General features: G+C 60.0%; 16 protein-coding genes. 14 read left to right on the forward strand and 2 right to left on the reverse strand.

Features of this window, described 5'->3' with window-relative positions; genetic code table 11:
• Positions 1 to 6 precede the first annotated feature (6 nt).
• The 4 genes from HS122_00610 (at position 7) to HS122_00625 (ending at position 10,801) form a co-directional block, all read left to right on the forward strand.
• Positions 7 to 1,263 (forward strand): Tm-1-like ATP-binding domain-containing protein, encoded by a 1,257-nt coding sequence (locus HS122_00610; GenBank protein MBE7536896.1) that lies wholly within the window; start codon positions 7 to 9, stop codon positions 1,261 to 1,263.
• Positions 1,264 to 1,440: 177 nt separating this feature from the next.
• The gene (locus HS122_00615) at positions 1,441 to 1,884 is read left to right on the forward strand and encodes a hypothetical protein (protein ID MBE7536897.1); all 444 of its coding nucleotides are present in this window, start codon (positions 1,441 to 1,443) and stop codon (positions 1,882 to 1,884) included.
• Between the two features lie 539 nt (positions 1,885 to 2,423).
• The gene (locus HS122_00620; GenBank protein ID MBE7536898.1) at positions 2,424 to 8,075 is read left to right on the forward strand and encodes a hypothetical protein; all 5,652 of its coding nucleotides are present in this window, start codon (positions 2,424 to 2,426) and stop codon (positions 8,073 to 8,075) included.
• Positions 8,072 to 10,801 carry a DEAD/DEAH box helicase family protein gene (locus HS122_00625; GenBank protein MBE7536899.1) on the forward strand — a complete coding sequence of 910 codons (2,730 nt, stop codon included), beginning with the start codon at positions 8,072 to 8,074 and terminating at the stop codon, positions 10,799 to 10,801. Before HS122_00620 ends, HS122_00625 begins: the two co-directional genes overlap by 4 nt.
• 386 nt (positions 10,802 to 11,187) lie before the next feature.
• Here HS122_00625 and HS122_00630 read toward each other — a convergent pair whose 3' ends face one another.
• Complete coding sequence (locus HS122_00630; GenBank protein ID MBE7536900.1) at positions 11,188 to 11,706, reverse strand: type II toxin-antitoxin system VapC family toxin; 519 nt, start codon at positions 11,704 to 11,706, stop codon at positions 11,188 to 11,190.
• 529 nt (positions 11,707 to 12,235) lie between these two features.
• On the opposite strand from HS122_00630, the gene HS122_00635 reads away from it, so the two are divergent.
• The 7 genes from HS122_00635 to HS122_00665 all read left to right on the forward strand — a co-directional run bounded on the left by HS122_00635 (position 12,236) and on the right by HS122_00665 (position 18,597).
• Complete coding sequence (locus HS122_00635; GenBank protein ID MBE7536901.1) at positions 12,236 to 12,481, forward strand: DUF4160 domain-containing protein; 246 nt, start codon at positions 12,236 to 12,238, stop codon at positions 12,479 to 12,481.
• The gene (locus HS122_00640) at positions 12,453 to 12,722 is read left to right on the forward strand and encodes a DUF2442 domain-containing protein (protein ID MBE7536902.1); all 270 of its coding nucleotides are present in this window, start codon (positions 12,453 to 12,455) and stop codon (positions 12,720 to 12,722) included. The genes HS122_00635 and HS122_00640 overlap by 29 nt, the downstream gene beginning before the upstream one ends.
• A 478-nt stretch (positions 12,723 to 13,200) precedes the next feature.
• Positions 13,201 to 13,590 carry a type II toxin-antitoxin system VapC family toxin gene (locus tag HS122_00645; protein ID MBE7536903.1) on the forward strand — a complete coding sequence of 130 codons (390 nt, stop codon included), beginning with the start codon at positions 13,201 to 13,203 and terminating at the stop codon, positions 13,588 to 13,590.
• Positions 13,591 to 14,131: 541 nt separating this feature from the next.
• Positions 14,132 to 15,145: a rod shape-determining protein gene (locus HS122_00650; protein MBE7536904.1), complete on the forward strand. Its 1,014-nt coding sequence runs from the start codon at positions 14,132 to 14,134 to the stop codon at positions 15,143 to 15,145.
• Between the two features lie 199 nt (positions 15,146 to 15,344).
• Positions 15,345 to 16,085 carry a rod shape-determining protein MreC gene (locus tag HS122_00655; protein MBE7536905.1) on the forward strand — a complete coding sequence of 247 codons (741 nt, stop codon included), beginning with the start codon at positions 15,345 to 15,347 and terminating at the stop codon, positions 16,083 to 16,085.
• A 14-nt stretch (positions 16,086 to 16,099) separates the two neighbouring features.
• Positions 16,100 to 16,618, forward strand: coding sequence for a rod shape-determining protein MreD (gene mreD / locus HS122_00660; protein ID MBE7536906.1), 519 nt, complete (start codon positions 16,100 to 16,102; stop codon positions 16,616 to 16,618).
• 14 nt (positions 16,619 to 16,632) lie between these two features.
• A complete protein-coding gene (locus HS122_00665) occupies positions 16,633 to 18,597 on the forward strand; it encodes a peptidoglycan glycosyltransferase (GenBank protein ID MBE7536907.1) in 1,965 nt (654 codons plus the stop codon).
• 53 nt (positions 18,598 to 18,650) lie between these two features.
• On the opposite strand, the gene polX is transcribed toward HS122_00665, so the two are convergent.
• A complete protein-coding gene (gene polX / locus HS122_00670; GenBank protein ID MBE7536908.1) occupies positions 18,651 to 20,429 on the reverse strand; it encodes a DNA polymerase/3'-5' exonuclease PolX in 1,779 nt (592 codons plus the stop codon).
• A gap of 76 nt (positions 20,430 to 20,505) precedes the next feature.
• On the opposite strand from polX, the gene HS122_00675 reads away from it, so the two are divergent.
• The 3 genes from HS122_00675 (at position 20,506) to HS122_00685 (ending at position 21,798) form a co-directional block, all read left to right on the forward strand.
• Positions 20,506 to 20,916 carry an acyl-CoA thioesterase gene (locus HS122_00675; protein ID MBE7536909.1) on the forward strand — a complete coding sequence of 137 codons (411 nt, stop codon included), beginning with the start codon at positions 20,506 to 20,508 and terminating at the stop codon, positions 20,914 to 20,916.
• 160 nt (positions 20,917 to 21,076) lie between these two features.
• The gene (locus HS122_00680; GenBank protein ID MBE7536910.1) at positions 21,077 to 21,379 is read left to right on the forward strand and encodes a type II toxin-antitoxin system prevent-host-death family antitoxin; all 303 of its coding nucleotides are present in this window, start codon (positions 21,077 to 21,079) and stop codon (positions 21,377 to 21,379) included.
• On the forward strand, positions 21,376 to 21,798 hold the full coding sequence (locus HS122_00685; protein MBE7536911.1) for a PIN domain-containing protein: 423 nt from the start codon (positions 21,376 to 21,378) through the stop codon (positions 21,796 to 21,798). The genes HS122_00680 and HS122_00685 overlap by 4 nt, the downstream gene beginning before the upstream one ends.
• Positions 21,799 to 21,902 lie beyond the last annotated feature (104 nt).

The raw sequence follows: 21,902 nt of genomic DNA on the forward strand, positions 1-21,902 counted from the left end.
TCCCCCATGCCGACCATCGCCGTCCTAGGCACGTTCGACACAAAGGGCGCGGAACTCCGATTCCTTGCCGGCGAGATTCAGCGCCACGGCCACACGGTCCTGACGATCGACGTGGCGACACTTCAACATGACGGCCCGCCAACGGACTTCGGATGCGAAGCAGTCGCACCGAGATCAGGGGTCGCGGACTGGCGGACGGTGCTGGCGCGCAAGGATCGCGGCGTCTCCATCGCGCTCATGGCCGAAGGAGCCGCGCGCCTGCTCGCTGAACTCGCCGCCTCGGGAAGCATTCAGGGAGCCATCTCCATGGGGGGAGGCGGAGGCACCGCGATCGGAAGCGCCGCGATGCGGCCCCTGCCGTTTGGGTTTCCCAGAATCATGGTGACCACGCTGGCGAGTGGAAACACCGCTCCCTATGTTGGCACCTCGGATCTCGTGCTCTTTCCGGCGATTGTCGACGTCGCCGGATTGAATCGCATCTCGCGCCTCACCTTTGAAAACGCCGCGGCAGCCATCTGCGGCATGGTCAGTGCGGCGGAGATCCGCCGCGGGGTGCCGCCCGAAGGGAAACCCCTTGTGGTCGCCAGCATGTTCGGCAACACCACCGCGTGCATCAACGAGGCGAAGAGCCTGATCGAGGCGGCCGGCTACGAGGTACTTGTCTTTCATGCAACAGGTACCGGCGGCAGAAACATGGAGACGCTGATTGCATCGGGACTCGTGTCCGGTGTGCTGGATCTCACCACAACGGAATGGGCGGACGAGCTTGTCGGCGGCATCCTGTCCGCAGGCCCGACCCGCCTGGATGCCGCGGCGAAACTCGGCGTGCCGACCATCCTCGCCCCCGGCTGCCTCGACATGGTGAACTTCGGCGAACGCCAGACGGTTCCCCCGCGCTTTGCAGGCCGCCTGTTCTACCAGCACAACCCTCAGGTTACCCTGATGCGCACATCCGTCACCGAATCTGCGGAACTCGGCCGAATCCTGGCGACCAAGGCGAATGCTCACGGCGGACCGGTCACCCTCTTTTTTCCCAAACGAGGACTCAGCGCCATCGGCGAAGCCGGACAATCCTTCCACGCCCCAGAAGCCGACGCCGCCCTTCTCGCAGCCATCCGCGAGCACCTCAACCCCGGCATTCCCCTCATCGAAATCGACGCCCCCATCAATGCCCCCACCTTCGCCCAAGCCTGCGCCCAATCGCTCCTCGATTCGATGACCAGAACCCAGCCCCACAAGTCTGCCCCCTCAACTTCAAAGTAGCTCATCCAACCAACCACCATCGCCGGAAAAAAAGCCCCAGCCCGGCGCAACTCCCCCCACCGTGGCACCGCCATGGGTTCACGAGTCAACCCACATCCCGAGCCCTGAAAGGAAGTGCCCCCGCATCTCCCGATCAACCCGCCCGGACTCCCACGTGGCACGGGCGTCCCGCCCGCGATGTTTTCGACACCATCAAAACTCCCCTACCGCCAAATCACACCGATCACGCGTCCATCGGACTCCGCACGCACGCTTGATCTGCTGCTGAAACGCGCTGTCGGAGAGGCAGTGCCGCCGACCAATTCTGGCGACGTAGGAGTAGATCGTGCGCTCAACACGCCCACGAGCCGCGCGTTCACCGACAAATTTGATTCGCAGCAAAGTCACTACCCCGCCAGATTGACCCTGCTGATGCCCCCGACCTTAGCTCAACTCCCCAGCCCCTCCCGCCGCTCCGCGGCTTCGTTCAACGATCGAAGGAAGAGGAATCTCGAACAACATGGTCATCCCATCACGCCGCAATTGATGCCTCTCGGCGCTGCAGTCTATGCTTTGTTGTTTTGCTTGCTGACTTCATTCTACGCTGGCCGAATTGCTGATAAAGGAGGCAGTCCTTACTGATTGTATGAACGAGCAAGAGACGGGAAGAAGGGGGATGGCAAGAAAGACGAGGATGGCGTTAGGGGGGGCGTGTTATCATGTGGTTAGCTGGGTCAACTCCCGTGGATGGATATTCAAGGAGGACGAAGCGAAGCAGTCGTTTGATGAGTGTCTGGCGGAGGCGGCGACCAGGTTCCTCTTCTCCCATCGCACGTTGTGGTTTCCAGTCCCTTTGGTATTGACCTATGGACTGACCCTTTTGCCTTGCCCCCAGGACTCCGACGTTGCACGGGCGTCCCTCCCCGAGTTGAGCTCGGAGATCGACCGGAGCCAAAGCCCTCTTCACTGCCTATCGGTCCTGCTGCCTTGCGATGCGCAAAATGCACTTCCGACTCTCTTGCGCCGTCCACTGCCTGTAACCAGTTCCGCGCAGTGGGCCCGCATCCTGGAAGCTTGGTTTGTCGCGCGGACGTCCGCAGCCGCCTGATTACTCATGTTCCGCAATCAGCAAGGACTAGGATGCGGCGCGGTTCTATTTCGTTCGCAGCGCCCGGTTTAAAATGCCCTCGATATTCTTTCGCGAAGCCTATGAAGCGGTCTGTAGCGACCCGCGCATCCTCCGGAAGCTCCGTGATGAACATTTTCAGGAGTTCAAACTTCTAGAAGAAGCCCTGAGTTGGCTGAAACCGGAAGCAAGATGCGATGCAATCCACGCCAACTGGCTCCTGGTGCTCGATACTCCGTTAAGCAACATGCTGCTCCAGGCAAGGAACCGGCTCATAAAACAGGGCGGTCTGGCGGCTAATTATCTCGCTGAGTTTGCGCAAAATGCCGACGACGCATTGGAGCGAACTCAAGGAGGAGAAGTGCGCATCTGGACCCGCTCGGATTGGCTTCTTGTCGCCAACAATGGACGCCGGTTTACGGGACTCGATCTGTTCGGTCTGTGTAGCTTCTTCTCCAATGGCGCGAAGCAGATCGAACCAGACAGCATCGGGAAATTCGGAGTGGGATTCAAGTCCTGCTACCGAATCGGTAGTGAGGTTTGGGTCAAAACTTGGGGCGACGGAGAAAGCTTCGGTTTCCGACTGCCTCTGTGTCGAAATGGGCTGCCCGAGTCCTACTATGATGTCGCCCGTTTTGAAAAACTGATCAGACTCCTCAAGCTGGCGGCACCACGAATGTCGCAGGATGAGCTAGGCTATTGCACGCCAGAGTTCTCACTGACGCCGCCCCCGGAGATTGCCGACCAGTTCCGTGAAGTAGAGCAGGCGTTTGAATCCAGTGGTTCGATTTTTGCCATCCGGCTGCATGCGGAGGGTCGGGCTTCATTGGCCGAGCGGCTGAAAGATCAAGCAAGCCAAGTGTATGAATTGTGTCCGCTGTTCCTCCGGAAACTGAGGATCACCAGGCTGGAGCTAACGTCCCTCAGGCTGATCCAGCATGAGGCCAAAACCACAGACTCGATTGTCGACTTTGTGACGGCTGAGCCGGTGACACTCGAGGCCCAGACTGCCGATGGTAGGAAATCCAACGCGAGGTTCTGGCGGTTGACTGAGGCCGCCACCAGCAATCCCTGGAAAATCGCGCTGCACGCCGACAGCAACTTTCTCCTGAGCGTCTCCACGCAGGCAGGGGAATTTCTCTCGCTCCGCGAAGGAGCGGCCTATGCGTTCTTTCCCCTCAGCACTGTAACGGCCAACTGGCCCTTTCGGCTGCACCTCCATCTCGATTGCCCGACGGACTTGAGTCGTAACAATTGGAGCCCTGAGAACCCGGAGGAAATCAGATCTAGAATCCGGGCAGCAGCGGCCGGTCTCTGTCAATGGCTGGAAGCAAATCCATCCAAGTGGCATGACGAGTGGGATCTTAGCGCGATCATCAAGGAGATCCCGCCGCGTCCGCTCCCGGGCGCCTTTGACCAGCAACCGGCTTGGTGGTTTTTCGATGAGCTGCAGTCGCAGGTGCAGAAGAGAGACCTGCTCCGATCATTAACGGGCCACTTTACTTCAGGAGGAAAAGCACGGGGTGTTCCGCTCTATCAAGACGCGGTTTACCTGGAAGGATGGAGGGAGCTGGGTCAACAGGCCCCGGAGCACTTTGCCTCTCGTCTTTGGTGCAACGAGAATTGTGTCAAGGTGTGGAACGTCCCTCAAGTGCAGTCGGATGACATCATCGAGCTCATCAAGGAGCTGATGTCTATCCAGGAAGGTGATATCCTGACGCGCGATCAAATGGCAATGTCACTCCTTAAGTGCGTTCTCGGGATCAATTTGGGGAGGCGCTCTTCCCTGGAGGAATGGCTCCGGCATATCCGAATCCCTTCCGCAGACTGCACCGTCATGGAGCTATTCGAACGCCCCGGCGGGGCCACTCTTTCGTCCGAGTGGCATCGTCTTTTCCAAACTCTGCACGCCGCGCTGAAGGATGCGGAGTCTGGCGAACGCGCCGTAGCAAAAAGTCAGCTAATCGATCGGCTCAAGCGGTTCTCACGGGCAGCGTTTAATCCTCCCTGGTCGGACGTCCCAACTCTTCTCCGCGACTACCTTTGGCCGGATAAGGGTGACGAATTCTGGGGCGGATCACGGGAAGCCTGTCCGGCCAACTTGGTTCGTCCTGTCGTGGCAATTTTGGAGGTCCGGAATGCAGCGCAGGACTTCCGACCAATTGCCGAAGTGTGGCTGGCCTCTTCTACGGCCCCAACGGCTTTTGAAGGCGCAGTTGCTAACGCTCACAGCAAGATGCGGCTAGAATACAAGACCGCCCTGACCAATTGGGGTTTGTTCGAAGAGTATGACCGCGTCCTGCAAGAGAGGCTTGCCCAAGATCTGCCAGCTGCTCTCGGCGCTTCGCTGAAGCAAGCTGTTGCCCACAACAGAGTGGGGGAGTGGATCGAGAAGCGCCTCGGTGAAAAGCAGCAAGCGGACAAAGATGGCCTTCAATGGGGGGCCTTGTTCGGTCAGGCGCTTAGCGCGTCTATTGTTGCATCGCTTGTCCCGGCATTGCGCGACCTCGGTCCGCGCCAAATTCTCAGCCGGAGCATTCCGGATGCCGTTCGTTCGGTGGTATTGATCCTGCGCGACTACGTGGAGGCCCCGACATGGTTGAACGATCGAGCATTCGAGAGCCTCGTCAAAGCGGACAATGGCGGCATCTTCTCGGGGCTCACCTTTCTGCCAGAGCGTTCGTTCACGACCAAGTTTCCGGATATCACTCGCCAGTTGCTGGTCACTTTTCACTCTTGGAAGAGTCGTCCGCTGTCGTCAGCTCAGTGCGAGGCCCTTGAGAAAATATTTGCGTCGCCTAGCAGGACAGATCGGAAAAATTTTCCTGTCGGTATTGGGCCGAGAACCGCACGACCTCTTAGTGATTTTATTGTCATCGAGGAATCAGAGTCCGACCCAAACAGCTATTGGCTCAAGGAGGCTCGCACCGTTGAAGCGACCACGTTGCCAGGTGAATTGGCGCGGTTTCCAGCGCTGGTTGAGGTATGCGCTCGGATCAAGGACCTGAAGCTGGTCATGGATGGGCTGCCGGAATCAGGACTCTCCTTTCTGGAGCATGAGGTTGCGGATGAAATTCTCGCCCTGCCACCCGTCCAGAAGCTCCTGCGCGACGGCGGTGTTACATCGATCCACCAACACGTGCCGCTGAAACTTGAGTGGCGCGACGGCGAACGCCGAGTGGCCTCGGTAGATCGGGCCGATTTCGTTGTTCGCGGGCAGCAGCTTTTCGTCAGTCGAATCAAGATTAGCACGGAGGATCAGCAGTTTGAGGACATCCTCAGCAATTACTTGAGCCACTCCGCCCAAGATCCGGAGGTCACCCAAGCCCGCACAGAGGCCAGGGAGAGCCGCACCCCCATTCGTGCGGTGTATGAGCGGTTCCGCCCCCGTATCTTCAAGCAACTCTGCCGCGCCTTTATCGAGGACGTTGGCTATTCTCCCGAGCATATCTGGCGGGAGCTACTCCAAAATGCCGAGAACGCCTATGCCAGTCTCCCCGATCCGCGACCAATAGATCAACCTTTCAGCGTCACAGTCTTGGAGACCACCGACAACCATTGCCTGATGACGGTGACGAACCATGGTCGCCGATTCAACCAAGCGGACCGCGACGGCAATCCTCGCGATGATATTGCCCGGATCATCAGTGTCGGCGGCCAGCGAGTGCAGACCCGCATGGAGATCGGGCGCTATAACCTGGGCTTCAAGTCCGTGTTCTCCATTACCGACACGGTGGAGATAACGAGCGGCACCTTGAACTTCTCAGTGAAGGACCTCCTACTGCGGTATCCAAGCAAACCAATTCAACGCCCCGAGAAAGCAGCCGAACCAACCTCATTTTCGTGGAAGTGTTCCAAGCGCGACGCAGCCGTCGCCGCCGGCGTGCCCGTCAACGCCACCCAAGGGGCGTCCCGCTTCCTCAGACCTCATCAGACAGTCTTCACCAGGTTCGTGAACAAGCTGGAGCTGGATTATCGCGGCCTTGCCCGATCAGTGCACATCACTCGAGACCCCGTCCCGGGAGGCACCATGGTTCGTTTCCACGATCTGAATCCCGCTCCCGTCCAATTTCTTGTCCTCAGAGATGAAATCGCGATCCGCAACACCTCGGAGGGGCGCCTAGAATTTGCGGTGGCCGCGCAGGTCGACGACCACGGCCTACCGCTGCCCATTCCGGATGAGCAGTGCTTCTTTCACGTGGTGTTCCCGACCGAACACAAATCGTTCGTGCCATTCCTGATCGACGCCGATTTTGAGATGCATGGCCAGAGCCGAGGCCAGATCCAGGATTGCACGCGTAATCTGACGCTGATCAACGCGGCTGCCCGGCTTCTATTTGAGCACGCACAGGAAATGTTCGCCCGGGATGTCAGCAAGAGCGCGTGGATTGCCTGGGCACGCATCCTCGCTCCCGACGAATTGCTGGCGGGAGCGAAGATCTTCTTTTCGGAAGGATTGTCCGCCACGCAGGCCTTGAGGGATGAAATTTGCGAGTTCCTGCTCGCCCACGTCCCTCACGGAGGGCGATCAGTTTGCCACGAATCCTTGACCATGCCCTCGGCTTTGCTGCGACGCTTCGCGTCTGAGCCGGGCAAGGGATACGACTTCAGCGACAGGAACTGGATCGAACCGGAGGTTGAGGTGGCGATGCGCAAACTCGGAGTTAACTCGAACTACACTTTGGGCGAATGGGTGAGCCACCTTGATGCCGATGATGACACGTTGCGCCAGCTCAGGGACGAGCTGGATTCCTTCCAGCTGAAGAGCATTGAAATTGAAGAGATGCGTCGGGCGCGTGACGTCGTTGCGCGCAGGGTCCAACAGCCGGTAGCCCCGCCTCCCAGCTGGGGAATCGACTCGGTCGCGACGTGGTGGGAGGAAAACTGCGACGAGACGCCGTTCACCCTCGATGGCGATCTCTTCACGTGGGTTGCTCCGGCGACCGCACAGACGCCTGGGGACCGACGTGCAGCATTGGTGGGCTGGCTGAGCGATCCCACTTCCGCGCCTGGACGAGAGGTTTGGTATCGGATGTTAAGTTACGCCTGTTTCGTTTCGGTCGGCAATCGCCACACCGAGGTCGTCAAATTCGAAACCCTGCTGGCCTCGAAGGGATTCTTTGCGCGCACGGCCACGGAAGGTTTTTCTTCCGTCGCTGAGGAATTGTTTCTCCAGCTGACCAAAACCCCGTTCACCGGTGGAAACGCGACCGGGGAGCTGGCTGATTTTTGGCGCCGGCTTTTCTACGACGTGAAGAAAGTGCATCATCTCATCTACGAGAACGATTTCGGGGAAGTTTTGCTCGGCCTTTGTCGGCGTGAAGACCGGGCGGACGCCATTATCCCTTTTCTGCGAAGCGGGCAGCTGCCCGGACAATCACACTGGCGCGGTGTGCTTGGGCAGAGCGCACTTTCGCCCCTATTTTTTGTGATCCGCGAACTGCGGCGCCTTGGCCTGATCGAGCATCCCGCCGCGGATGATACGGCCTTCTTTGTTTGTCGACCTGTGCGCCGCACTGCGCGGCGGCTGGGTTGGATATCGGAAGAAGAAGAACTACGCGGCGACCAGGACAGCCTGCTGGTCGTCGCCGCCAAGATACACGAGCGCTTCAAATCCAGCCCTCTTGCCAGACAGCATTTACTCCCATATTTCGACATACCCCTGCTCGCTCTCGACCAATCGGGCGAGCTGGAAAAATTCGCATGAATGCCGGGACCCGAGTGCTTCATAAGCAACACCCCGAATACGGCTTCGGGGTGGTCCGCTACGATGAGGACAATGTTTTGGGCGAGCGCCGTCTTCAGGTCAGCTTTGATCATGTAGACGCGTTGCTTGAGCTGGCTCCCGAGGCGGTGGTCGAGGTCGCCCACCCGGAACAGGCGGCCCAAGCCGGCGAATGGGGCAAAGTCGAGACGTTGAGGACGCAGTTGTTGGCTGCCCTCGTCATCGCCGAAAACAACGCGACCAGTGCCTTCATCAAGACGACCACCCGTCCGCTGCCGCACCAGGTGTCCGTTCTCGACAAAATCACGTCAGGTGAACGGTTCGGCCATCTGTGCGCAGACGATGTCGGTCTCGGAAAAACGATCGAGGCGGGATTGCTGATCACACACGCGCTGGCGTCACAGAAATCGAGTAAGGTCCTGATCGTCTGTCCGGCCGGCGTGGCCCTGCAATGGCAGGACGAGATGGAGGAGCATTTCTCCCTCTACTTTTCGGTGCTGGGCATCGACTTCAAGGGCACGCTCCCGGCCCAATGGCGAAACCACTTTCTGGTCATCGCGCCCATCGACCGCCTCAAGCAACCGCACTATGAGACCGTGTTGAGGGAAGCCGGCCCGTTTGACCTGATCGTTTGCGACGAAGCTCACCGGTTGAACGCATCGCGCAACCGCCTAACGGAGAGTCTTGAAAAAACGAAGAGCTATCGGCTGTTCGAGCGACTCATCGCAGAGAAGACGGTGAATTTCGTCACCCAAGCGGGCGCCCCTCGCTCGCCGCGGATGCTCTTTCTCTCCGCCACGCCTCACCAAGGGGACGACGTCCGGTTTCTTTATCTCCTGCACTTGCTGCGGCCAGATCTTTTTCCCATCGAGAACGAGGATCTGGCGCCACTCAGTTCGGAGCAACTACGGGAGGTGGTCACCCGGACACCCAAAGCGCTGGCGCGAGACTGGGAAGGGGTGCCCATCTTCAAGGGTCATTCCGCCCATACGATCGATGTCCCGTGGACCGTTCAGGAAACAGCTATCTCAAGGCTTCTCAGCGCATACATTCGGAAGTCCCTCTCCGCGTCGTCAGCATCCGGCAAGCCCAACGCGCTGGTAGTGGAGCTGGTCATGCACACGTTCCACAAAATTGCCGCGAGCAGCTGGCGAGCGCTTCAATCCACCCTCCGACACCGACTAGAGTTGCTGGCGAAGCGTCGAAGCGGTTTTGCCGCCCACTTGGATGCCGACGGCGAGGATACGGGGGATACCGTCAATTTTTCCGACGAGGAGATGGAAGGAGCATTTTTCGAGGAAGAGATTATTTCCCTTCAGGGAATTCTATCGTCGCTCGATCGCCTGGACACGGACAGCAAGTGGCAGCACTGTCGCGATCTTCTGCTCGGGTTGGATCAAGAACAGGCGAATTGTAAGGTCCTTTTCTTTACTCAATTCCGAGCCACCCAGGATTACCTGTATAAACAGCTCCTCGCCCTTTTTCCGGGGTCGGGGGTGGAAATCGTAAACGGTGACGTGCCCTTGCAGGATCGACGGCTGGCCCGGCGCCGCTTCGAGGCGGCATCGCGCTTCATGATATCCACGGAGGCCGGTGGCGAAGGCGTCAACCTCCAGCGAGCCTGCCATATCATGGTAAACTACGACTTGCCTTGGAATCCCATGCGCGTGCAGCAGCGGATTGGGCGCCTGGACCGGTACGGCCAGAAAAATCGCGTTTCGGTCTTCAACCTCCGGGTGCCGGACTCATGGGATGCGCGCATCTCCACCCGCATTGAGGAGCGCCTCGCCGTTATCCAACGTACGATGGGCCACGTCGTGTCCGCGGATGTAGAAAACTATCGGGACATGATTCTTGGGCACGTGGCCGACAAGATCGACCCACGCTCAGCCTTCAAGGATCACCTTCACGGCGGGGATATTCCGGTCGAGCAGGTGGATCGCTTCCTGAGGGAAGCCATCGACTCCATGGAACGCTGGAAAAAGCGTTTCGGAGAAGGCCTCACGCCCGACCTCGATTCCACGAAATTCGCGACCACCCTCACTCCGGAGGATTTCAAGCTCGGCTACTCGGCTGCGCTCCAAACCCTAGGTCTTCCCCTTCAGGAGTCGCGCAACAGCCGGAATCAGTTCATCTCGGACGTCTTTCACTTCACCCTGCCCGTTGAGTTTCGGGACCCCCAGATTCGGCCGCACCGCGAATTCTACGTCGTGTTCAGGCGTGACGTCTACCAGCGCGTGCGCGATGAGGATCTCGGCACCGTGAAAGGCCAGCCGATACGGGCCAACCTTGCAGGGTTCGGCGAAAGTTTCACCGACTGGCTATTCCAACAAGCAACCGCCGCGAGGCCGAACGCCTCGGCTTACCAGGTGCGGGCTCCGGCAAACTGGAAACACGGTTCAGGCTGGCTGGCGGTCTATACCCTACGCTTTCTCGGTGCCTCACGATGCCTCTTGGCACCCGACTCCGTCGTGCCGGTGTGGCTTCCGGACTCTGGCCCCCCTCACGTGCTGCCGACACCTGACGTCTTCGCGCTTTGCCAGGATGCCAGTGAATCCGTCCGTCGCAGCAACGAGGTCCCTCCCTTGTCCGGAGCCCTCACACTCGCCCGCGAGTGCCTCAAGGCACGCCTCGCAGCGCGGCCGAACCATTCGTCTTCCTCGATATCGCTGACCCTCTGGTCACTCACCGCAGTGCATACCCTCTGACCAGGGTAGTCCAAGAGGGTCAGTCCTTACTACTAAACCTAATTGATGCCGCACTCGTTTGCCTGGCGACGCTGGATTGGATTGCGCACTCCGCACGTCCACGAACGATCAGTTCAGGGATGGATTTGATTCCAGCGGAGTCGTCATCCCGCCAGCTTCACCCCATCGACATCCCGACCTCAGCCAACTCCCCTGCCGCCGCTCCGCGGCTTCGTTCAACACAGACAGATTGACCGTGTGACCCTCTGTCCATTTTTTCGAGGCAAGCCCAAAAACCACCTACCCCGGAATTGGCGCCAGTATCCCCAACGATCCCAAACTCAGATCACGTTCGCGTGATTCCGTTTTCTGACCGCATGAGATTCGTTCGGGAACGAACCATAGAACTATTTTTGGAAAAAATCCCGCGCGATTCTTCGCGGAGATACGATGAGGGGACAAGATACGTCATGCGAATCCAACAACAACTTGAGCGGTCCTGCCGGTACATCGAGCAAGTGATTATCCGACGAAAGAAGCAGCGTACAATTGAGGAGCGAGGCTTCGGCGAGAATTAACGAATCGTTGATTTCCTCGGCCGGCAGATAGCCTCGTTCCCGAATTTTCTCGGCAATCTGCTCCACGATGCCGTGACCGACCGGCACTAGATCCACCGGCTGAAACTTCCACTTTGTGCGGAGATTTACCACGGCGATTTCTGCCAGCCGTTGTTCGTCCGCATCACCTGCATGGTCGTGCGCCACGGCCAACTCATCAATGACTGTCGGAGGAACAATAATGATCGCTCCGGGCAAACGTCGTCGAATGATCTCAAGCGCCTCCCAAGACGCCGGCGCCTCCTCAGCTAGATCGAGGAGGTAGTTCGTAGCAACGGCGATGAGCGTGGACTTTGTCCCCACCGCCATTGCCGTAGATCAATTGCATGCCGCGTAGACGGGCTGCTTCTCGTTGCGCATCGGTGAGCTTGTTCGCACGGGAACGCAGCCGAGCACCGATTTCCGTTCCTTTGGTGGGCGGCTCAGGCTTGGACGTTTTAGGAATAGTGGCCATGTGACCAGATGTAAATCGAAGGTTGAGATCGGTCAACCGTTTCGCGTGCTTCGGTTCGGGGCAAGCCAAACGGGTCAGTCCTTACTCAACAACCGGATTGATGCCGCACTTGCTAGCCTGGCGGCGCAGGATTGGATTGTGCACTCCGCACACCCACGAGCAGTCCGCTAACGGATGGATTTGATTCGCAGCGGAGTCATCACCCCTCCAGCTTAACCTCATCGATGCCCCTGACGTCAGCCCCCCTTGCCGCCGCTCTGCGGCTTCGTTCAACCAGCCACCCGGGCCGGCTCCGCTGACGCGTCATGGCTCACCTCGAACCTTCGGCAGACGGAAAAGAGGGCGTGCTTGAGCATGACTGTCGCCTATGCGACACTTCGGGAGATGCCGACCGTCCTTCGCATCGGTTCGTACCGATTCCACTTTTACTCCGATGAGGGGGAGGAGCCGCCGCATATTCATGTCCGTGCCCCGGAAGGTGAATGCAAGTTCTGGCTTGAACCTGTGGCTTTGGCTCTTGTGAAGGGAGTCAAGCCCCGCGACGTCCGGGTGATGGAGCGACTTGTCTTCGAGCACAAAACCGTCTTGCTTTCCGCCTATCATGAATTCTGCCGCCGCCGTCGAACTTGAAAAAGAGGTCCTGGCGTTGCGCGTCTGGGTCGAAGGCCGGAACGTTTTCCTCGAGCTGCACGATGGCCGGATCTTCGGATTTCCGGCTGCTCGATTCCGCCGCCTTCGTGATGCCTCGGACCAACAGTTGAAGCAAGTGAAGCTGGAGCTCGATGGAACGGCACTGCGGTGGGAGGAGGTTGATGAAGATCTCACGGTGCGCGGTGTTGTCGCCGGGCGATTCGAGCTGCCGCTTGCCTGATCAGGGTTTGAAGAAGGAAGTGTCCAGGCTATCCAATCGGGCCAGTCCATACTCCGAGATGTGATTGCAGGCGCAGTCGCTGGCATAGTGAGGCAGGATTAGATCGTGCGCCTGGCAGTGCCACGAACGATCAGTTCGCCGATGAATTTGATTCGCAGCGGAGTCATAACTCCGCCAGCTTGACCCCACCGAAGCTCCCGACGTCAGCTCAGCTCCCCTGCTCCTGCCGCCGCTCCGCGGCTTCGTTCAACCAGCCGCCCGTGCCGCATTCTTATTTTCGGTTGCGTCGGCGGGTTTGACCGCCACGTTGCTGCCAACATGACTTCGACTCTCGCGGGATCGAAGCTGCGCCCCACCAAAGTTCGTGGACCGCAGCGACATGAAAAGTTTTGGGTAAGAAAGGCAAATCCGGAATTGGACCGTGCCGGCAAATGGCTTTTGGAGAATCTGGCTACGGTCCGCGCACAAGCCACATCCCGTGCCCATTCTCCTTGATACTGGTGCCGTTGAGTTGCTGCGGCGGCGCGATCGAAAGGCTGAGTCTCTCGTTCTGCGACATTATCCACCGGTCATCTGCACCCCTGTTGTGGGTGAGTTTCTTTTCGGACAAGCCCATGCCAAAGTTTCGGCTACGGCGTTTCAGGAGGCTCGTGAATTTCTCGATTCATTTGAGGTTCTCCTCCCCGATGCGAATATTGCAGCGATTTACGGTCGGCTCAGGGCGCAGCACTTGGCGTCCGGAGTACAGTTGCCGGATCCCGACTATTGGATCGCTGCGCACGCCTTGGAGAGTCGACTGCCACTTGTTTCGACCGATCGAGATTTCAGGCATATTGCGGAGCTTGTCGTCCACTGTGTCGCAAAGTGACGAGCCTACCGTTGACCAAGGCCTTGGGCGCAATCCAACGGGTTCGTCCTGACTAAAAAACCTGATCGAAGCCGCACTTGCTAAGTTGGCGATGCAGGAATGGCGTGCACTCGGCACGGCCACGACTGCTCAGTTCTCGGATGAATTTGATTCCCAGCGGAGTCATACCCCCGCCAGCTTCGCCCGATCGATACTCCCGACGTCAGTTCAACTCTCCAGCCCCTGCCGCCGCTCCGCGGCGTCGTTCAAAACTGACAGATTAACCGTGTGAGCAACTGTCCATTTTTTCGAGGCAAGCCCAGACTGACAGGATACTGGGAATCGCTTGTTTGTCACATCTCTGCGACTCCACTATTGCCAGCCTGTCTCAGGTGTCGACGGCAGCTCAACCCCCTGCATTTCGGTCGCTCGCCGTGCCGGTTCGTGATTCATCGCCACAACGCGAATACTTTACGACCCGCGTGCGTTCGCTCGTTGACACCCCTAGGGACCGCCTCTTGCCTCACAGTGGCCCCGCGGCCGCCGCTCCACGCATCGCCACATGTCCAACCTGCTCGGCTATTTTTCCAACGACATCGGAATCGATCTCGGAACCGCCAACACCCTCGTTTATGTCAAGGATAAGGGGATCATCCTGAGGGAGCCATCCGTTGTCGCCATCGACACGGTCACCCGCAAGGTCCGCGCGGTCGGCGACGAAGCCAAACGCATGCTGGGCAGGACACCCGGCAACATCACCGCCATCAGACCCATGAAGGACGGCGTCATAGCCGACTTCGACGTCACCGAGGCGATGCTCCGCTACTTCATACGCAAGGTCCACAGCACCGCTTTCCGTGTAGCCCCGCGCGTCGTGATCGCCATCCCGTCGGGCATCACCGAGGTCGAGAAGCGGGCGGTGAAGGACTCCGCCACCCGGGCCGGCGCGCGCGACGTGATCACCATCCCCGAACCGATGGCCGCCGCCATCGGCGTGGGTCTGCCCATCGACGAACCCGCCGCAAACATGATCGTTGATATCGGAGGCGGCACCACCGAAATTGCAATCATTTCCCTTTCCGGCATTGTCTTTTCCAAGTCCATCCGCGTTGCCGGCGATGAACTGGACAGCGCGATCATCAACTACATGAAGCGCGCCTACAATCTGCTGATCGGCGAACGCACGGCGGAGGAGATCAAGGTGCGGGTCGGATCCGCCTATCCTCTCGACGAGGAGCTCACCATGGAGGTCAAGGGCCGCGACTCCGTGGCCGGGCTTCCAAAAACCATTCACATCACGTCTCAGGAAATCCGCGAAGCCCTGAGTGACACGATCGCCGCCATCGTCGACGCGGTCCGCACCACGCTCGAGCGCTGTCCGCCGGAACTGTCGGCTGACCTTGTCGATCGTGGATTTGTCATGGCTGGCGGCGGCTCGCTCATACGAGGCATCGACCGCCTCCTGAGTGAAAAGACGGGACTTCCCATCACGGTGGCGGAGGATCCGCTGTCGGCTGTCGCGAATGGAACGGGCGCAGTGCTCAACGATCTCAATTGGGTCATATCCAACGTCTGACCGTGCTCCCCAACCGGCTTGCGCGGCGTCGTCATGGCGAAACCCGCCCTGCTTCGGCTGGCCGCCATCCGGTTCGATTCCGATCTGACGAGCCGCTTCTGACGTGTTTCCTCACCGCATCCTCCAACGCCGGCCCTTTCTGAGCCTCGCCGTCGCCTTTGCTGTCTGGCTGCTCCTGCCGGTTGTTGTGAAGCGCGCCATGCGCATCAGCTTCTTCGAGCTTCAGGCCCCGATCGATCTGACCGTGTCCTATGTGCGCGACCTTCAGGATTACTGGGCGCTGCGGACGCGCTCGACCAACGAACTCATCGCGGCCGGACGGGATCTTGCCCGTCTGAATGCGAGCTACGAAACGGCGCTGCAACAGAACGCCACCCTGCGCCGCGAAGTCGAACGCCTGGAATCGCTGCTCAAGCTTCCCGCGTTTCCGGAACACCGCAGCGAAGTGGCTCGAGTCGCCAGGCGCGATTTCACCGGCTGGTGGCAGCGTCTCACATTGAGAAAAGGACGCAATTTCGGCATCGCGGAAGGCGCGCCGGTCATCTTCACGGGTGGAGTCGTGGGACGTGTCACAAGGGTCGGTCTGTACACCTGCGAGGTGGAGATGGTGAGCAGCCCCGGTTTCCGGCTTGCCGCCACCATTGAGGGAGATGCGCGCCCGATAAGCTACCAAGGTGGCGAAAATCCGACCCTCGGCCCGGCCAGGGGTGTCGCGGAGTATGTTCCGCTCGACATCCTTGCATCCCCGACAGCTCCAAAACGCGTGGTCACCTCGGGCCTGGGCGGAGTGTTTCCCCCGGGGCTGGCCATCGGGGAATTGATCCGGCTCGAAGGCAGTGGCGACGGTTTGTTCAAGACCGGCGAGGTCAGGCTCGACTCGAGGCTGTCCGAGATAAGCGAGGCGACAATTCTTGTTCCCATGAAACCAGCCGGCTACTGAAGGCCCGCAATCCGATGCGCCGGTCGCTGAGTCTCTTCGCCACGCTGTTTCTGCTCTGGGTTGTTACCGGGCAGATCAACCACATCCTGTCTCCCTGGCGGATCTCGCTTTTTCTTGGCGGACTTCATGTGGTGTTTGCGGCGCTGAGATTGCGGCGCAACGAGGCGCTGCTCACCACCTTCGCCGCCGGCCTGCTGTTCGACGCCAATGCGCCCGTCTGGTTTGGCTGCCACGCCATGATTTTTTCAACCGCCTGCATGGTCGTTTTCCGCTTCCGCAGCCGCGTCCCGCGCGATGACGCGTTGTTTCCCGTCGTCATCGGCCTTCTCGCGAACCTTGGCATCCATCTTGGAGTCTCTTTCGCTGCCATCCAGCACATGCCTTCAGGAATCAACCCCTGGCCCCGCCTGTTGACCGATCTCCTCATTTCGCAGGTGGCGCTCGTCCTCGTCGCCCCGTGGTTCCTTCGCCTCCAGGAACGCGCGCTGGAAATCATCGGCGCGGATTTGCGCCCGGATCAACCCGGCGTCTGATGGTCGATGCACGCATGAAGGATCGAGATTCAGAACGCTCGGGAAGCCTGGTCGAATCCCACAAGGGCTACGACCCGCGGCTCATCCTGTTCTATTTCGGCATCACCGCAATGCTCCTCATCCTCGGTGGAGGCCTCGCCTATCAGCAGCTCTTCAGGACCGACGACTACCACGACCGGGAGCGGATCCAGAACCAGCGCAGGGTGCTCATGCCAGGCTCGCGCGGAAACATCTACGACCGCGAGGGCAGGCTTCTGGTCGGCAATCTTCCCAGGTTCGCCGTCACCCTCAACCTGGTGGAGCTGCGCGGCGAATTCCTCAAGGAATACCGCAGGATACGACGCGCCTACCGCGACAGCGATGATCGCGATCTGGTTTCCGCAAGCCAGATGGAGCAGATCGCACGCTACACCGTGGTCGAGCGCTACCTGAGGCAGGTGAATCGCACCCTGGGCACCGGCGCGACACTCGACGGCCGGGAACTCCAGCGTCATTTCAACCAGCGGCTGCTGCTGCCCTTTGTCCTCGTCGATGATCTCGCACCCGAAGACTACGCGAAACTCATCGAGCAACTGCCGGTTGCCTCCCCGCTCCAGATCTACACCTCGACCAAGCGCTACTATCCCCACGGATCCGCCGCCGCCCACAGCATCGGCTACGTCAGTTCGGTCGAAGTGGGCGATGTCGCGCTGGAAAACTTTCCGGGTGACGAACTGAAGACGTTTCCCATGAAGGAGAGCGTCGGCCGGACAGGCCTCGAGCGCCGCTTCGACGACAAGCTTCAGGGTCAGGCGGGCGGCGTCATCTATCGCGTCGATCCCGCCGGCTACCGCGTGAATCCGCCGCTGCGCAAGCTTCTCCCGCTCCAGGGATCAAATCTGGTCACAAGCCTCGACATCGACCTCCAGCTGGCCTCCGAGGAACAGCTGGCGATCAATGAACTCGCGGGCGCCGCGGTCGCAATCGACATCGGCACCGGCGAGGTGCTCGCGCTGGCGAGCAAGCCGGATTTCAATCTGACCGACACTTCACCGCGGATCAGCTCTGACAACTACAAGCGGATCGAGGAGGCCGGGGGCTGGCTCAATCGCGCGGTGCAAGGCGTCTACCCGCCCGGATCCACATTCAAGCTGATCACAGCACTGGCGGGCCTGCGCAGCGGAGCCATCACGCTGGACACCACCGTCGACTGCCAGGGCGCCCTGATGGTCGGTCGCCGGCCGTTCCCCTGTCACGACGGCCACCAGCACGGTCCGCTGCAACTCGTCGGTGCCATCGAAAAGTCCTGCAATGTCTTCTTCTTCGACCGCGGCATCGCCATGGGCGCCCAGGCGATCGCCGACGAGGCGCGGCGGTTCAACCTGGATTCGCCGACCGGCATAGAGCTGCCGTTCGAAACGACCGGCATGCTTGTGCCCGACCCCGCCTGGAAACTGCGCACCCGCGATGAAAAGTGGTTCGACGGCGACACCGCCAACTTCGCCATCGGACAGGGGTTTCTCGGAGTCACGCCCCTGCAGATGGCCTGTTTCGTCGCATCCCTGGCTCGGGGTGAAACCGAAACCAAACCCACGCTGATCCACCAGCCGGGACGCCCGCGCATCCACTCCACGCCCATCAATCTTCCGAGTGCGCAGTATCAGGCCGTCATTCGCGGCATGGAGCAATGCGTGAAGACAGGGACCGCAAAAATCCTCAGCGGGCTTCTCAAGATCGATGGCCTCGCCATCGCCGGCAAGACCGGCACCGCCCAGGTGAGCGCCCGCAAGGGGAAACTGAATCTCGCCTGGTTCGTCTGTTTCGCCCCGATCGAAAAGCCGGAAATCGCCATCGCGGTCGTTGTTGAAGGCGACACACCCAACGAGGAGTTCGCCGGCAGCCGCTATGCCGTGCCGGTGGCGCACGCTGTGCTCAAAGGCTGGTTTGCCAAGAAGAACCGCCGCGCCTCCTCCACGCTGGCTTCGATTTCGCCAAACTGACCTCACGCTCGATCAACGCCGCGTGATTGAGGGCCATCCTTTGCGCCATCCGATCACCTCCGAGCGCGGATTCGGTCAAAATGCGCGGTGACCTCGGCGAGGGAGCGCGTGTTGAGAATGCTCTCCCGCGTCAACCAGCCTTTTCGCGCCGTCAGTATCCCCGCGCGCACGTGCACGAGCGTGCCGGTCTCATGCGCGTCGGGATTGATCGCACAGAGCAGTCCCTTCTCCGACGCCCGCCTCCAATGGCGCCAGTCCATGTCCAGCCTGCTGGGATGCGCATTGATTTCGATGATGACGCCGTTGGCGATCGCGGCATCAATGACCTTCGGAACGTTCACACGATAGCCGTCCCGCTGGAGCAGCAGGCGTCCTGTCACATGCCCCACCATGGTCGTCGACGGATGCTCGATCGCACGCACGATGCGCGCGGTCATAGCCTCCTCGCTCTGTGCAAATGCGTTGTGCACGGAAACAACGACGTAGTCCAGCGCCGCAAGCAGATCGTCCGGGTAGTCGAGCCGCCCATCCGGCAGGATGTCCACTTCCGATCCGGCAAAAACATGCGTTCGAAAGCGGCCGGACGCATTGAGCGCGTGGATCTCCTTCACCTGATTGCCAAGCCGCTCCTCGCTCAGGCCATTCGCCTGAAAACTGCTCTTTGAATGATCGGCTATTCCGAGATATTCCCATCCAAGCGCCTGCGCCGCCGCCACCATCTCGGTGAGCGTGTTTCGCCCGTCGGAGGCTGTCGTATGGTTGTGGAACGCGCCCTTCAAATCCCGCTCCTCCACGAGCCTCGGGAGGTCCCTCGATTCGGCATGTTCAATCTCTCCCAGGCCCTCGCGCAGTTCGGGCGGGATGTATCGAAGGCCCAAAGCCGCGAACAGCTTCCATTCCGAGTCAATCACTCCGTACGCGGCCAGCGTCGCGCCATGCGCAGCCTTCACCTTGGCCGTCCCCTCGCCCTCAGCAGGAACCAGCCCCCACTCGCTGAGGCTCAGGCCTTGGGCAAGGGCGCGCTGACGCATCTGGACATTGTGATCCTTCGAACCCGTGAAATGATGCAGTGCAAAAGTGAACTGCCCCCCAGGCACGAGCCTCAGGTCAGCCTGCAGGCCCGTGGAAAATCGCACGCTCGCCTTCGTCTCGCCGCGGGCAGTCACCTCCTTGACATCCGGCATCGAGCAAAACCAGTCGACCACCGGCTTTGAACTCTTTGCAGCAACAAGAAAGTCAAGATCACCCACCGTTTCCAAGCCACGGCGCAGACTGCCGGCAGCCTCCGCGGAGATGACATCAGGAAGCGACCGAAGCTCCTGCAAAATCGGCTCGGCCACCGCATGTGCATCCCACCACAGGTGCCGGCGACCGTAGGCCTCGCGATTTGCGATGCCTTCAAGGATGTTCTGCTGCGTCTTTTCGCCAAATCCCTTCAGCTCCGCGACCTTTCCGCTGCGACAGGCGTCCGCCAGTGAGGCAATGCTGTTGACGCCCAGCTGGGCGTGAAGCGCCTTGATCTTCTTTGGGCCCAGCCCGGGAATCTGGAGCAGCTCAACCAGGCCGGGCTCAACCGAGGCCTTCAATCGATCAAAAAACTCCAGCGCTCCGGTGGTGTGCAGCTCCGTGATTTTCTGGACCAGCGCATCGCCGATTCCCTTGACCGTGCCAAGTTTTCCATCGGCGATCAGTTGACCGAGCTCCGACTCCTCGATCCCCTCCACAGCCCGCGCTCCGGCCTGGTACGCGCGCACCTTGAAGGGATTCTCATCCTTCAGCTCGAGCAGAATGGCAATTTCGTCGAGAACATCCGCGATCTCCTTCTTCGTCATGCCGCCAGCTAAACCATCCCGGGCGGCAATGTCACGGCGCGCTTGCCAAGGAACCGCCGGCTGGCCTGATGGAAATATGCCGTTCACCTACGCCCGGACGATTCGCCTGGCAGACACCGATGCCGCCGGTGTGGTCTTTTTCCCGCGCTATCTGGAGATCTGCCACGAAGCCTATGAAGCGGCGCTTCTCGCCGCAGGCATCGATCTGAAGTCCTATTTTGCCGCCGCGGACGGCCTTACAGTTCCGATTGTCCGGAGCGAGGCGGAATACCTGCGCCCATTGTACTCCGGAGACAGGATCGAAGTTGTCGTGACACCAATCCCGGCCAATGAGCACGAGTTTGCGCTAGCATTCGAACTCAGCAGAATAGGCCCCCCGCGCAAGACCGTGGCCCGCGTGCGCACCGAGCACGTCTGCATCTCGGCAAAGACCCGGGAGCGCAGCCCGCTTTCAGCCGCTCTCACCCGTTGGGTGGGTGGCGGATAGACCCGGGGAGCGCGGGTTTCCAGCCTTCATCGACTGAGCGATTGCCCGAGTCGGAAGCGGGCTGGAAGCCTGTGCTACTCTTTGACGCGGAGATCGGAGAACGGAAATCAGCGATCCGATTTCAACTTGCCTGAGAACAAGACATGGCTAACATAGCCACGTGAAAGTAGCCAATATTGCCAAGACTCGGAACCAACTTAGCCAGTTGCTCCGACGGGTCAAGCGCGGCGAAACCGTGATCATCACCGATCGCGATCGTCCGGTAGCTCGGCTGACGCCCATCGATATGGCAGCGGCACCCAGCGCCTCGGAGCTGGACACCCTGTTTGCGTCCGGAGCTCTTTTGCCATTTGTTGGAAGCCCGCTCGATGTCGATGCCTTTCTCGCCGCACCGCGCGCAGTGATGCGCGCCGATGCTTCGCTGACCGCCGCAGTGTTGTCCGAGCGTCAGGAAGGGCGATGAGATTCTGGGACAGTTCCGCGCTGGGCGCCCTTCTTGTCGATGAGGCCGACTCCCATCGCCGTGCGGAGCAATTGCGCAAGGATCCCGTCATCGCGGTGTGGTGGGCCACCCCCGTCGAATGTGAATCGGCCATCCAACGACACCAGCGGGACGGCACCCTCTTTGCGGCCGGAGCTCGTCAGGCCCGCGAACGCCTCGCTGAGCTGGCCTCCGCATGGCACGAGGCGCCGCCGCAACCCGGCCTGCGCACGCTCGCCGTGCGGCTCCTTCGCACCCATCCCCTGCGCGCGGCTGACGCACTGCAACTTGCGGCCGCGCTCACATTGTGCACAGCCTTGGGCCGACAGATTGAATTTGTCTGTGCCGATGATCGGCTCGCATCCGCCGCTGAAATTGAAAACCTACCCGTCGTGCGGTAGCGGGATACGGCATTGTTCCCGCCACAAGCCACTTTGCACGAGTGTTCGCAAGAACCTGAAACCAAGGCTTGCAAGCAAACAGAGTCTTTCTACGGTCCGCACAT

It is taken from the genome of Opitutaceae bacterium (assembly GCA_015075305.1).
Lineage (GTDB): Bacteria > Verrucomicrobiota > Verrucomicrobiia > Opitutales > Opitutaceae > UBA6669.

Excerpts from the sequence above, each read along its gene's own strand:
- HS122_00610 (MBE7536896.1), top strand. The coding sequence starts at position 7 with ATGCCGACCATCGCCGTCCTAGGCACGTTCGACACAAAGGGCGCGGAA.
- HS122_00615 (MBE7536897.1), top strand. The coding sequence starts at position 1,441 with ATGTTTTCGACACCATCAAAACTCCCCTACCGCCAAATCACACCGATC.
- HS122_00620 (MBE7536898.1), top strand. The coding sequence starts at position 2,424 with ATGCCCTCGATATTCTTTCGCGAAGCCTATGAAGCGGTCTGTAGCGAC.
- HS122_00625 (MBE7536899.1), top strand. The coding sequence starts at position 8,072 with ATGAATGCCGGGACCCGAGTGCTTCATAAGCAACACCCCGAATACGGC.
- HS122_00630 (MBE7536900.1), bottom strand. The coding sequence starts at position 11,706 with ATGGCGGTGGGGACAAAGTCCACGCTCATCGCCGTTGCTACGAACTAC.
- HS122_00635 (MBE7536901.1), top strand. The coding sequence starts at position 12,236 with ATGCCGACCGTCCTTCGCATCGGTTCGTACCGATTCCACTTTTACTCC.
- HS122_00640 (MBE7536902.1), top strand. The coding sequence starts at position 12,453 with ATGAATTCTGCCGCCGCCGTCGAACTTGAAAAAGAGGTCCTGGCGTTG.
- HS122_00650 (MBE7536904.1), top strand. The coding sequence starts at position 14,132 with ATGTCCAACCTGCTCGGCTATTTTTCCAACGACATCGGAATCGATCTC.
- HS122_00655 (MBE7536905.1), top strand. The coding sequence starts at position 15,345 with ATGCGCATCAGCTTCTTCGAGCTTCAGGCCCCGATCGATCTGACCGTG.
- mreD (MBE7536906.1), top strand. The coding sequence starts at position 16,100 with ATGCGCCGGTCGCTGAGTCTCTTCGCCACGCTGTTTCTGCTCTGGGTT.
- HS122_00665 (MBE7536907.1), top strand. The coding sequence starts at position 16,633 with ATGAAGGATCGAGATTCAGAACGCTCGGGAAGCCTGGTCGAATCCCAC.
- polX (MBE7536908.1), bottom strand. The coding sequence starts at position 20,429 with ATGACGAAGAAGGAGATCGCGGATGTTCTCGACGAAATTGCCATTCTG.
- HS122_00675 (MBE7536909.1), top strand. The coding sequence starts at position 20,506 with ATGCCGTTCACCTACGCCCGGACGATTCGCCTGGCAGACACCGATGCC.
- HS122_00685 (MBE7536911.1), top strand. The coding sequence starts at position 21,376 with ATGAGATTCTGGGACAGTTCCGCGCTGGGCGCCCTTCTTGTCGATGAG.